This window comes from Streptomyces sp. NPDC006339 (assembly GCF_040612775.1).
GTDB lineage: Bacteria > Actinomycetota > Actinomycetes > Streptomycetales > Streptomycetaceae > Streptomyces.
Genome location: NZ_JBEXQW010000062.1, coordinates 1 through 11,932, shown reverse-complemented (window position 1 = coordinate 11,932; position 11,932 = coordinate 1). Strand labels below are relative to the sequence as shown.

Below are 11,932 nucleotides of genomic sequence, written 5' to 3'. Positions count from 1 at the left end.
GGTTCTCCTAGGGACGGGGCGGGGCGGTGGAGTGCCGGACCTTGAGCTCGGTCGAGAGCTCCATCCGGGGACTGACCAGGGGTTGGTCCTCCAGAAGCTGGAACAGGGTGCGGGCGGCGAGCCGGCCCATCTCCTCCAGCGGCTGGCGGACCGTCGTCAGGGGAGGTGACAGCCATTCGCCCATCGGCAGGTCGTCGAAGCCGACCACGCTGAGGTCCTGCGGGATGCGCAAGCCGACCTGCCGAGCGGCTTCGTAGACGCCCATCGCCTGCTGGTCGCTGCTGGCGAAGATGGCGGTCGGCGGCTCGGGGAGGGCGAGCAGTTCCTGGGCGCGCCGGAACCCGCCCTCGTGCTGGAAGTCGCCGAACCGGATCAGATCGCGGTCGAATTCGATCCCGGCCCGCTCCAGCGCGGCCCGGTACCCGTCGATGCGGGCCTGGCTGCAGAGCATCTCCTTGCGGCCGCCGATCACGGCGATCCGGCGGTGCCCGAGCTCCAGCAGGTGCTCGGTGGCGGCGAGGCCGCCCGCCCAGTTGGTCGCGCCGATGCTCGGAACACCGTTGCCGGGGAGGTCGATCGGGTCGATGACGACGAGCGCCACCCCGGCCCGTTCGACCTGGTCGCGCTGGGCCTGGGTGACCGAGGCGGTGACGAGGATGACGCCGTCGCTGTGGTGCAGGACGGGCAGCGCGGCCCAGCTCGACGGCGTGGCCTCGCCCGGCGGGACGAGCGACACGACGGTGCCGACGCTCCGCTGGGCGCACTCGGCCTCGACGCCGCGCAGGATCTCCACCGCCCACGCGCTGTCCAGGCCGCCGATGATCAAGTCGACCAGGCCCGACCTGCGGGCCCTGCCCTGCCGGCCGGGGGGCAGGTAGTTGTGGGATCGCAGCAGGGTCTCGATCCGTTCGCGTGTCGCGGGTGCGACATCGGAGCGGCCGTTGATCACCTTGGACACGGTGGCCTGGGAGACCCCTGCCTCCGCGGCGATGACGGCCAGGGTCGCACGCTGCTCGCTCAACTTCTCTCCTCTGCCCGGACGCCTGGGGCCGGTGACAGGTACCGCAAACTTTTCGAAGAGTTTCCGGTCGTCCTGATCGGCTTGTCAAGCCCCAATAGGGCTGCGCTTGTTGGGCAGTTCGGTGAGAAGTCTTGACCGAGAAGCCCCGCGTTCCTACGTTGTGGCAGCGCAGAGATCGAGAGAGTTGCGAAATGTTTTCGAGAACGAACCGGCATCCCCCACCCCGGAGGTCCCATGGCCAGCACCCTCCCGAGCCGCCGACGCTTCCTGGCGCTCTCGGCCCTGACCGCACTGTCCGCCCCGCTGGCCGCGGCCTGCGGCGCTGACGACTCCGACGGCGAGCCGGCGGCCGACGGCAAGGTGACCTTCGCGTGGTGGAACATCGCCACCACGGAACCGGGCAAGTCCCTCTTCCCGCGGATCGCCTCGGCGTACATGGCCGCTCACCCGGACATCACGATCGAGACGACCTCGTTGGAGAACGAGGCGTTCAAGTCCAAGCTGACCGCCACCACCGCGTCCGGCAAGCTCCCCGACGTCTTCCAGACCTGGGGCGGCGGCGTGCTGCGGCAGCAGGTCGACGCGGGTCTCGTCGAGGACCTCACCGACGCGCTGGGCTGGTCGTCCGAGCTCACCCCGGTGTCGCTGCAGGCGTATCAGGTCGAGGGCCGGACCTACGCGGTTCCCTACGACATCGGCATGGTCGGCTTCTGGTACAACAAGAAGCTCTTCGCCGAGGCCGGGATCACGGCGCCGCCGGTCACCTGGGCCGAATTCCTCGACGTCGTCCGGAAGCTCAAGGCGGCGGGCGTCACTCCGATCGCCCTCGCGGGCAAGGAGAAATGGCCGGGCCACTACTACTGGGCCTACCTCGCCATGCGCGTCGCCGGCCTCCCCGCGCTGCAACGGGCCGCGACCACGGGGGACTTCACCGGCCCCGGCTTCGTCCGGGCCGGTACCCACCTCAAGGAGCTGGTCGACCTCCAGCCGTTCCAGACGGCCTTCCTCGGCGCCGGTTACGGCAGTCCCGGCGGCCAGGCCGCGACGATGGGCAACGGCAAGGCCGCCATGGAGCTGATGGGGCAGTGGGCACCGTCGGTGCAGCAGGACGCGGGCGCCGGCCTCGGAGCGGACCTCGGCTTCTTCCCCTTCCCGACGGTCGACGGCGGAGCCGGGCGGGCCACCGAAGTGTTCGGCGGCGGTAACGGTTTCGCGCTGCGCAAGGGCGCCCCCAAGGAGGCGCTGGACTTCCTGAGGTTCTTCGTCCTGGACAACCAGTCCAAGCTGCTGGCCTCGGGCGGCTACCTGCCGGTGGTCAAGGGCGCGGAGCGCCGGCTCACCGACGCCACCAAGAAGGTGGTGGCCGACAGCCTGGTCAAGGCGACGGGCTTCCAGCTCTTCCTCGACCAGGCATACCCGCCGGCGGTCGGCCAGGAGGTCAACGACAGCGTCGCCGACCTCATCGCCGGCAAGAAGACGCCCGAGCAGGTCACTCGGTCGATCACCGAGGCTGCGAAGGGTGCCTAGCTCCGTGGCCACCCCGACCCAGGACCCGGCCCAGGATCCGACCGAGGACCCGACCGAGGACCCGACCCAGGACCCGACCAAGCAACGGACCGAGCACGCCGTACCGGTGCGGCGCTCGCCCGCCCCGGCCCGGTCGCTCCTGCGCGGGCTCGGAAGCTGGATGTCGGTCGCCTGGTTCCTCGTCCCGGCGCTGGTCCTCTTCCTCGTCTTCGTCCTCGCCCCGATCGCCGTCGCCGTCCACACCAGCTTCTTCAAGTGGGGCGGCGTCGGCCCCCTGGGCGACTTCGTCGGCTTCGAGAACTACGCCAGGCTGTTCGCCGATCAGGTCTTCCTCGGCGACATGGGGCGCGGGCTGTACCTGATCGTCCTGTCGGTCACGGTGCAGTTGCCGTTCGCGCTGTTCACCGCGGTCCTGCTCAACCAGAAGCTGCGCGGCCGGGCCGTCTACCGGATGCTGTTCTTCGCGCCGTACATCCTGTCCGAGGTGGTCACGGCGGTCCTCTTCACCATGATCTTCCTCCCCGGCGCCGGCATGGCCGACCATCTCGCCGCCGCCCTCGGCCTGGAGGGCCTCCAGGGCAAGTGGCTCGCCGACCCGTCGACGGTCATGCCGACCCTGTTCGTGGTCATGACCTGGAAGTACTTCGGCTTCCACATGATGCTTTTCCTCGCCGGGCTGCAGAGCATCCCGCGCGAGGTCCTCGACGCCGCCTCCATCGACGGCGCCGGCGCCTGGCAGCGCTTCCGATACGTGACGCTGCCGCTGCTCGGCCCGACGATCCGGATCAGCGTCTTCCTCTCGATCATCGGGGCCATCCAGCTCTTCGACCTCGTCTGGGTCATGACCGCGGGCGGGCCCAACCACTCCTCCGAGACGATGGCGATCTCGATGTTCCAGTTCGGGTTCAAGCGCTACCAGGTCGGCTACGCCAGTGCGATCAGCGTGGTGCTGTTCATGATCAGCCTGGTCTTCTCCCTCTTCTACCAGCGTTACGTGCTCCGCCGTGACCTGAGCGGGGCCGTCACCACGGGAGGTGCCCGATGAACGCCCGCAAGGCGGCACGCGGCCTGTCGCTGCACGCCGTGGTCTGGCTGATCGGCGCGTTCGTCGTCGTACCGCTGATCTACGCGGTGATCTCCGGGTTCAAGAGCACCGGCGAGCTGACGACCAATCCGTTCGGACTCCCGGAGCACTGGAAGACCGCCAACTACACCGGCATTCTCGGCGAGGGAATGTTCTGGCGGCAGATCGCCAACAGCGCGGGCATCGCGATCGGCACGGCCTTCTGCACGGTGGCCGCCTCCGCCATGGCGGCGTACGTACTGGCCCGTTACGCCTTCCGGGGCAGGGAGCTGTTCTACACGCTGTTCACCATCGGGCTGATGTTCCCGTTCGCGGTGGCCGTCCTGCCGCTGTTCCTGCTGCTGCGCACCTTCGGCCTGCTCGACAACCCCCTCGGAGTGATCCTCCCGCAGGCCGCCTTCGGGCTCCCCATGACGATCATCATTCTGCGCGGCTTCTTCCGGACCATCCCGGCGGAGGTCGAAGAGGCGGCCGTCATGGACGGCTGCGGCAGATTCCGCTTCTTCTGGACGATCCTGCTGCCGATGGCGCGCCCGGCGCTCGGCACGGTCTCGGTGCTCGCGATCGTCGCGAGCTGGAACAACTTCTTCCTGCCGCTGCTGGTGTTCAACGACCCGAAATGGCAGACGATCCCGGTCGGCGTCCAGCAGTTCCAGGGCCAGTACTCGACCGACTACGCGCTCGTCCTCGCGTACATCGTGCTCGCCATGGTCCCCGCCCTCGCCTTCTACGCAGTCGCCGAGCGGCAGTTGATCGGCGGCCTCACCGCGGGCGCCACCAAGGGCTGACCCGTTCCGCGTGACCTCCACCCCTCTCCCGTCCCCGTCCCCGACTCCCATCTCCCACCTCCCAAGGAGTTCCTCCGATGCGGTTTCGCCCTCCACCTCTGGTCCTGAGTCTCGTCCTCGCGGTCCTGTCGTCCTTACTGCTCGGGGCCGCTCTCGTCAGTGCCCCGCCCGCCGCCGCGGCGACCGTGGACCCCCACGCCTCCTATGTGCTGGTCAACCGCAACAGTGGCAAGGCCCTGGACGTCCACAACCTGGCCACCACCGACGGCGCCCGCATCACCCAATGGACCAGGAACGACCAGAACCAGCAGTTGTGGCAGTTCGTGGACGCCGGCGGCGGCTACTACCGCATCAAGTCCCGGCACTCCGGCAAGGTGCTGGACGTCCAGAGCGGGTCCACCGCCAACGGCGGCCCGATCGTCCAGTGGACCGACCTGAACGCCACCCACCAGCAGTGGCGGCTGATCGACAGCCCCGGCGGCTACGTGAGGCTGATCGCCCGCCACAGCGGCAAGGCCCTCGAAGTGCAGGGCGGCTCCACCACCGACGGCGCGAACATCGTCCAGTACGACGACTGGGGCGGCGGCAACCAGCAGTGGCAGCTCGTCCCGGTCGGCACCGGCGGCCCCGGCGCCTGCGACCTTCCGTCGACGTACCGCTGGACCTCGACGGGCGTGCTGGCGCAGCCCAGGCCGGGGTGGGTCTCGCTCAAGGACTTCACCGTCGTCCCGTACAACGGCAAGCAGCTCGTGTACGCGACGACGCACGACACCGGGAAGAGCTGGGGTTCGATGAACTTCACCCCGTTCACCGACTGGTCGGAGATGGCCTCGGCCGGCCAGAACGCGATGCCGAACTCCGCGGTCGCCCCCACGCTCTTCTACTTCGCTCCGAAGAACATCTGGGTGCTCGCGTACCAGTGGGGTGGAACCGCCTTCTCCTACCGGACATCGAGCGACCCCACCGACCCGAACGGCTGGTCGGCGCCGAAGGAGCTCTTCAACGGAACGATCACCGGCTCCTCGACGGGCCCCATCGACCAGACGCTCATCGCCGACGGCGCGAACATGTACCTGTTCTTCGCCGGTGACAACGGCAAGATCTACCGGGCGAGCATGCCGATCGGGAACTTCCCCGGCAGTTTCGGCACGAGCTCCACGGTGGTCATGAGCGACACGACGAACAACCTGTTCGAAGCCCCGCAGGTGTACAAGCTCAAGGGCCAGAATCGCTACCTCATGATCGTCGAGGCGATCGGCTCGCAGGGCCGCTACTTCCGCTCGTTCACGGCCACCGGTCTGAACGGCTCGTGGACACCCCAGGCCGCGACCGAGACCAACCCCTTCGCCGGCAAGGCCAACAGCGGCGCCACCTGGACCGACGACATCAGCCACGGCGAACTGATCCGCACCGGCCCCGACCAGACCATGACCGTCGATCCCTGCAACCTGCAGCTCCTCTACCAAGGACGCAGCCCCCACTCCGACGGCGTCGACTACGGCCTCCTGCCCTACCGGCCGGGTCTGCTGACCCTGCGGCGCTGACGGCGGGACGCGGGTCCGGCTCCGACGCGGAGCCGGCGTGCGGGCTCGGCGGAAGGCCGAGCCCGCACGGGCGTGCCCGACGGTCCCCCTCAGCAGGCGGACCGGAGCCCTCTGGCGGCGACCCTCCGTCGCTCTGGCCGGGCGGTTCGCGTCCCGCCCGTGCTCACCCGACTCGTATGATCTCGCGGTGAGGATCTGGACGGAACACCCTGCTCAGGCGGACGTGGAAGCTGTCGTTCGCCGCTACTTCCGTCTGCTCCGAGCCGGAAGGATCCCTCAGGCCGAACAGCTCATCGACCACGGCCCGGTCCGTCATGTGCTCAAGTCGCTGTGGGCCGGGTCCGTCGAAGCGAGCGCGGAGGGGGACCGGGCGAGCAGTAGCCCTGTTGCCGATGAGTGGGAGCGGGATCTGGCCTGGCTCGGCGAGCTCGATCTCGCGGATTTCCACTGGGGTGACACCGGCACCCATTGCTATGTCGAGATCACCTACCGCGCGCAGATCATCGAGGTGGCCCTGAGCTTCTGGGTCAAGCCCGTCGCCGCCGGCTGGGTCATCGCGGGACCGGCCACCCTCTGGTAGGACACACGTGTCCCGGGACGGTGAGGGTCACGCCTCGCTCAGGTCGCCGTCGTGGAGTCCGTGCTCGCCCGACGCGCGGAGGTCCGGGGGAGCGTACGGGCCCCGGAGGCATGCGGCAGGGGCGCGAGGCGGGTGGACCGTACTCCTCAACGGCAACTCGTCGAGCGACCGCCGCATGAGGTAATCGGTCAATGAGCTACTTCATGTACGACGTCATGGGCGGGACGGTCGACGAGCCTGACCCGGAGACGATGAGGCGGGTGCTCGACGGCCTGGCGCAGGCCGATGACGAGCACCCTGACGTCTCGCTCACCCATGAGAGCGGGTGGTGCCTCAGCGTTTTCGGTGGCGGTCTGCTGCTCTGGGAGAACCCGGACGAGGAGGCGGTGGCCCCGGGTGAGATGCGCAATGTCGGTCGCGAGGAGATTCTGCGGCTCTTCGGACTGCTGGCGGCGGGTGACATCTCATCGATCGAGGCGCTTCCCTGGCAGAGGTGACCGGCCTTACCGACAGACTCGTCCCCAGGCGAAGATCGCGCGCGACCTGACGTGCCGCGAGGTGGCGCACGGGCCTCCGGTGGCGACATCTGCCCGTATCTCGTACGGAGGGACCACGGCGCGGCCGTCGCCCTGCGCCGGCATGGTGACGGACCGGCCGGGGTTCACCGAGCCACCGGTTACCGCCAAGGCTGTCGGCCCGGTCCGGTCGGGTGTGTGCCGGTGACGCCCATGACCACCGAGTACAGGCTGGTCTCCGCGGTGATGAAGAGACGGTTGCGCTTGGCGCCGCCCCAGGCGATGTTGGCGACCGTCTCGGGGACGTGGAGGCGTCCGATCAGGGTGCCGTCGGGGTCGTAGCAGTGCACGCCGTCGTATCGCGGCGACCCAGAGCCGACCGCTGTCGTCGAAGCGCAGGTTGTCGAAACGGGCCTTCCCGTGCGCCCCGGCCTCGGCGAAGACCTTGCCCTCGGACAGCGTCCCCCCGTCGCGTACGTCGAAAACCCGGATGAACCCCGCTCGGGTGTCGGAGACGAAGAGGTGCGTTCGTCGGGCGAGAAGACCAGCCCGTTCGGCGCGCCGAAGCAGTCCGCGATCAGGCGCACCTCGCCCGTGGCCGGGTCGATCCGGAAGACGTTGTCGGAGCCGATCTCGCTTTCGGCGCGGTATCCCTCGTCATCGCTGGTGATGCCGAAGTCCGGGTCGGAGAACCAGATCGAACCGTCGGACTTCACGGCCGCGTCGTTCGGACTGTTCAGCCGCTTGCCCTGCCACCGGTCGGCCAGCACGGTGACGGTGCCGTCGTGCTCGGTCCGGGTCACGCGACGGTTGCCCTCGTCGGCAGCAGGGCTACTGCTCGCCCAGTCCCCCTCCGCGCTGCGGAACGGTGGAAGACTCCGACGGAGCCGGTCTCCTCGTCCCACTGCAGCATCCGGTCCTGGGGATGTCGCTCCACACCACGTGGCGCCAGGCGGGCACGTAGGCCGGCCCCTCGGCCCAACGGCACCCGGTGTACAGGACCTCCAGCGCGGCATCGCCGTTCATGCACCGCCCCGTACGGAACCGGTCGTCCAGGCTGTCGGCCTGTCCGCCGGCGCCGCCCACGAACGGGTGCGGAAGCTGCGCGTGCGCGGCGTCAACCGGCGTACCACCGTGGAGGTCGACCCGGCCGCCGTCGGCAGCGCCGTCCTCGCCTACGTGATGATCGACTCGACGTCCTGGATAGGGGATTCGGCGCAGGGCTTCGCCGCGCTCCCCGAGGTCCTGGAGGCGCACGTCATCGCCGGCAGCGCCTCGGTGCTGATGAAGGCAGGGCCGCGACCACCGAGCGACTGCAGGACGTGCTGCGCCGGATCCATGCCATCGACGGCGTCAGCGGAACGCAGGTCACGGTGGTCCTGGAGACCTTCTTCGAGCGACCCCTCTCTCTGGAGACCGGGGAACGGCCGTGATCACCTCGCCCGTGAACGCCGCGCCCACGGAGACGAGGCGGTCGAGCTCGGCCTCGATCCGGTGGACGGAGTGCCGCAGGCGCTCGCCGCCCTCACTGTGCCGACCTGCGTCGCGTCCAGCGGTGCGCACGACAAGAAGCGTCCCGAAGCCGTAGCTCGTAGAGGAGCTTGCCTTGCCGCAGGCAGCAGCACCGGTGACTGATGGAGTCGCAGTCGCAGAGGGCTCACATGTACTCGAAGTACCGGTCGTGCCAGTACGCCTGTCCCACCCCTTCCTCATCGTCCTCGTCTTCGTTCACCTCGCCCGCGGCCACGAGCGCCGCGACCAGTTCCTCGTCTCGGTGCGCCTCCAGCACCGACGGTCCGTCGTACGGCTCACGGAGCAGCTCGGCCGGGACGAAGGTGCACCCCGCCGCTGTACAGATGCCGTCGAGCCACGTCGTGAACTCCTCGGTCAGGCTCGCCTCGCCGCCGGGTACCCCCTCTTCGACCACTACTTCAGCGGTGACGAAGTAGCCGCCGAAGTTGCTCATCTCGACACGGATGGGCCGGCCAAGGCCCGTCGCGGCTGCGGGGACGTTGACGACACCGTAGAAACTGGCGTCCTGAGCCAGGCCCCCTGAGCAGGACGGCCCGAAGCGTTCCCGCAGGGCGCTCACGAGCCGGGTGAAACATTCCCGCGAAGTGTCCAGGTCGAAATCCGCGGGGCGTTCCAGGTGGTGAGGGTCGTCGTGCTTCAGCAGCAGCGTCCGGATCTCGTCCATCGGGAGCATGTGGTGTCCTTCCGTCAGTTCAAGTGTGGGGGAAGGCGGTGTGCCCGGGACCGGGGCCCAGCACTCTATGAGACCAGGAGCACCGACTCGCCCCCCGCCGTCGAAGACCTCGCCGCCAGGCAGGCAGGTGCTGCGCAGCGTGCCGACGATCAACACCGATCCTGGCGAACGGTCATGACGGGGCGGCCGACGTCACGGCGTCCCGGGCCGTGGCGACTCCAGAATGGCTTCGGGCCGTTGGAGGGGGACCGCGCCGTGGCGGCGGTTACGGCCGGCGTAGTCCTCCAGAGCGGCCCACAGGTCGCGCCGGTCGAAGTCGGGCCACAGGGTGTCGGTGAAGTGCAGTTCGGCGTAGGCGGCCTGCCAGGGGAAGAAGTTGGAGGTGCGCTGTTCGCCACCGGTGCGGATCAGCAGGTCCACGTCCGGCAGGTCGGGCTGGTGGAGGTAGCGGGCGAAGGCACGCTCGGAGACGCGGGAGGGGTCGACGCGGCCGGCGACCGCGTCCAGGGCGAGCGTCGCGGCGGCCTCGGTAAGCTCGGCACGGCCGCCGTAGTTGAGGCACACGGTGAGGTTCAGTCCGGTCCGCGTACACGTGTCGCGTTCCAGCGCGGTCAGGGCCGCGGCGAGCTCGGGAGGGGCGCCGGCCGAGATCCCGGCCCAGCGGATCCGTACATCCATCGCGGGGCGGCCGGCCCCTGCACGGCCACCAGGTTGCGCAAGGTGCCCATCCACCCGTTCAGGTCCATGTGCCCGAGCCGGACCGGGACGGACATGCCGGCCCCGTTGAGCACCAGGGCGCCCTGCATGACGTACAGGGCGTTGACGGCCTGGGAGTAGCCGCTCCACTCGTCCCAGGTGGCGAAACGACGCCCCTCGATGTCCTGGTGGTGAGCGGCCAGCACCCGGTGCCAGCCCGCGGCGGGGAGATTCCACTGGTGCAAGGTGTGGACGACGGCACACCGCACCGGGTCGTCGCTGGTTCCCCGACGGAGATCTTCCTCCAGATCGGCCACCCACCGCTTGAGCCGGTCCGCGCGCTCCCGCGGATCGTCCGGGCCGCTGTCGGCGAGGTCGTCGGTGACCCGTCCGCACGCGTACAACGCCCACATCGCCGGGCGGAGTGCGGGCAGCATCAGATGCGAGACGGCGTACTCCACGCCGCCCGCGCGCCGGGTGATCAGGCGACAGGCTTCATAGGCTCGGATCAGCCGGGGGTCTTGGACGGCGGCCTTGCGGTAGACCGAGGACAACACGAGGGCTCCTTACGGCTCGGCCACCAGGGGCACGGCAGGCGCCGGGAGGCACGAGCGGGGTCATGCCGGTTCAGGGAGGCGGGACCGGTCGACGACGTGAGTCCGAAGCGACCGATGAAGGGATGAGGCACACGCAGGTGGTCCACCCCGCGAGGGCGCTTCCTTCGTCGCGCGGTGCCAAGGAACTTGAGCTTTCCGGCGGCGCGCAGAGTGTGCAGTCCCCAGTCCCCTGCCCGTGCAGGTGCTGACGTCACTGGTGGGTGTGGCGCTGCCGGACAGTGTCGTGCCCTTGAGGACGCCGGAGCCGGCCGCCACGAGGCGCTGGACCTGACGGCCCTGCGGGCCCTGAGGGAGGAACGCCTGCGCAACCTTGGTGGGCGTTCACCACGTCGGCCCACCGGGCCCATACCACGATGAAACCGCTACGCGCGCCGCGGCGAAACCGAGACGCCGCACCCGGCGCGCGAGCTCGGTGAGCAGGCGACACCGCCCACAGCGACCCGGACCCCACCGCGGCGGGGAAGCCGGCCTCTGAGCGCAGCCGATGCTCGCCCCGGTGCGGTGGCGCGCACCGGCGATGCTCCGGCCCCACGCCACCGCGTGGAGTGCGCTGTCCGGGAGTGGACTGCACCGTGGGGGCCGTGGGGGAAGGCGCGGCATCGGTAGGGGCGATGGCCGCGCGTCCACCCGGTGCGCACCCGCCCGCATGGTGGTGCGGTCACCGGGGCAGAGCCACCGGAGCCCCCTCACCGCGCAGGCCCGTGCGCGGGCTCTGGCGAAGGTCCGGTCCTGTGGGCAGTCACGGGAGGACTGAACAATGAGTGAACAGACTGTTTTTCGTGCCGCAAGAGGCGAACGGCTGTGCTGTCCTGTCTGAGGAAAGGCAATCTGTCACTGGCTCTGAGGGGGAACCAAGATGCGGGTCTCGCAAGCGCTGTCCGCCGCCGGCCTGGCGGCTGCATTGACATGGGGTGTGACGGCGACCGCGCACGCGCAAACCACTGCTTACCCGGAGACCGCGTACAACGTCCAGTACGGCAACTCCTACGTCAAGGGCAACCTTATCTGGTACAACCGCTCGGTCCAGGTGGGCGGCCAGCTCCGGGCCGCCTCCGGGTGCCGAGATGTCGTCTATACCGCTTACGCGGGCGACGTCATCAAGGACCGAGAAGTGCGCAGTACCTGCAATGACACCGTCGGGCACGGTTTCACCCTCTCCGCCGATGTCGCCGGGGGCGCCACGGCGGTGTACGTCGACCTGTACGAGAACGGCACGCTGCGCAACTGGGCCATCTGCACACGGAGCGGCTGCGTCTGACGCGGACCGTCGCCGACCGGATCCCGCCGGACCGCTGCGCCTCGGCGGCAAAGGCGCCGACGTCCGGCCGCTCGGCGTCCTCCTCGCCGTCGTGTC

At 69.4% G+C, this 11,932-nt stretch carries 12 protein-coding genes and 1 pseudogene; 8 read left to right on the top strand and 5 right to left on the bottom strand.

The features are described 5' to 3' along the window. Window positions 1-7: 7 nt before the first annotated feature. Window positions 8-1,021 carry a LacI family DNA-binding transcriptional regulator gene (locus tag ABZ135_RS34015; RefSeq protein ID WP_356701431.1) on the bottom strand — a complete coding sequence of 338 codons (1,014 nt, stop codon included), beginning with the start codon at window positions 1,019-1,021 and terminating at the stop codon, window positions 8-10. Window positions 1,022-1,255: 234 nt separating this feature from the next. Here ABZ135_RS34015 and ABZ135_RS34010 point away from each other — a divergent pair, with 234 nt between their 5' ends. From ABZ135_RS34010 to ABZ135_RS33985, 6 genes are all read left to right on the top strand, one after another. Next, window positions 1,256-2,548, top strand: a complete 1,293-nt coding sequence (locus ABZ135_RS34010; RefSeq protein ID WP_356701429.1) for an extracellular solute-binding protein — start codon at window positions 1,256-1,258, stop codon at window positions 2,546-2,548. Between the two features lie 106 nt (window positions 2,549-2,654). After that, on the top strand, window positions 2,655-3,593 hold the full coding sequence (locus ABZ135_RS34005; protein ID WP_356701472.1) for a sugar ABC transporter permease: 939 nt from the start codon (window positions 2,655-2,657) through the stop codon (window positions 3,591-3,593). Beyond that, entirely contained in the window at window positions 3,590-4,420 is an 831-nt protein-coding gene (locus ABZ135_RS34000) for a carbohydrate ABC transporter permease (RefSeq protein WP_356701427.1), read from the top strand. Before ABZ135_RS34005 ends, ABZ135_RS34000 begins: the two co-directional genes overlap by 4 nt. Window positions 4,421-4,497: 77 nt before the next feature. Next, window positions 4,498-5,964, top strand: coding sequence for a non-reducing end alpha-L-arabinofuranosidase family hydrolase (locus ABZ135_RS33995; protein WP_356701425.1), 1,467 nt, complete (start codon window positions 4,498-4,500; stop codon window positions 5,962-5,964). Window positions 5,965-6,151: 187 nt separating this feature from the next. After that, window positions 6,152-6,544, top strand: coding sequence for a hypothetical protein (locus ABZ135_RS33990; protein WP_356701423.1), 393 nt, complete (start codon window positions 6,152-6,154; stop codon window positions 6,542-6,544). A 203-nt stretch (window positions 6,545-6,747) separates the two neighbouring features. Then, complete coding sequence (locus tag ABZ135_RS33985; protein WP_356701421.1) at window positions 6,748-7,041, top strand: hypothetical protein; 294 nt, start codon at window positions 6,748-6,750, stop codon at window positions 7,039-7,041. Window positions 7,042-7,220: 179 nt separating this feature from the next. Here the strand turns inward: ABZ135_RS33985 and ABZ135_RS33980 are convergent, their stop codons facing one another. Continuing rightward, on the bottom strand, window positions 7,221-7,862 hold the full coding sequence (locus tag ABZ135_RS33980; protein WP_356701419.1) for an SMP-30/gluconolactonase/LRE family protein: 642 nt from the start codon (window positions 7,860-7,862) through the stop codon (window positions 7,221-7,223). Window positions 7,863-8,115: 253 nt separating this feature from the next. On the opposite strand from ABZ135_RS33980, the pseudogene ABZ135_RS33975 reads away from it, so the two are divergent. After that, window positions 8,116-8,492 (top strand): annotated as a pseudogene (locus ABZ135_RS33975) (Lrp/AsnC family transcriptional regulator); the annotation flags it as partial. A 224-nt stretch (window positions 8,493-8,716) separates the two neighbouring features. Here ABZ135_RS33975 and ABZ135_RS33970 read toward each other — a convergent pair. The 3 genes from ABZ135_RS33970 to ABZ135_RS33960 are packed head-to-tail and all read right to left on the bottom strand — an operon-like array spanning window position 8,717 to window position 10,518. Continuing rightward, window positions 8,717-9,418 (bottom strand): hypothetical protein, encoded by a 702-nt coding sequence (locus ABZ135_RS33970; protein WP_356701417.1) that lies wholly within the window; start codon window positions 9,416-9,418, stop codon window positions 8,717-8,719. A 39-nt stretch (window positions 9,419-9,457) separates the two neighbouring features. Next, window positions 9,458-9,943: a polyprenyl diphosphate synthase gene (uppS, locus tag ABZ135_RS33965; protein ID WP_356701415.1), complete on the bottom strand. Its 486-nt coding sequence runs from the start codon at window positions 9,941-9,943 to the stop codon at window positions 9,458-9,460. Then, window positions 9,877-10,518, bottom strand: coding sequence for a squalene/phytoene synthase family protein (locus ABZ135_RS33960; RefSeq protein WP_356701413.1), 642 nt, complete (start codon window positions 10,516-10,518; stop codon window positions 9,877-9,879). Before ABZ135_RS33960 ends, uppS begins: the two co-directional genes overlap by 67 nt. A 916-nt stretch (window positions 10,519-11,434) precedes the next feature. Here ABZ135_RS33960 and ABZ135_RS33955 point away from each other — a divergent pair. Then, on the top strand, window positions 11,435-11,836 hold the full coding sequence (locus ABZ135_RS33955) for a hypothetical protein (protein ID WP_356701412.1): 402 nt from the start codon (window positions 11,435-11,437) through the stop codon (window positions 11,834-11,836). The last annotated feature ends 96 nt before the right edge of the window (window positions 11,837-11,932 follow it).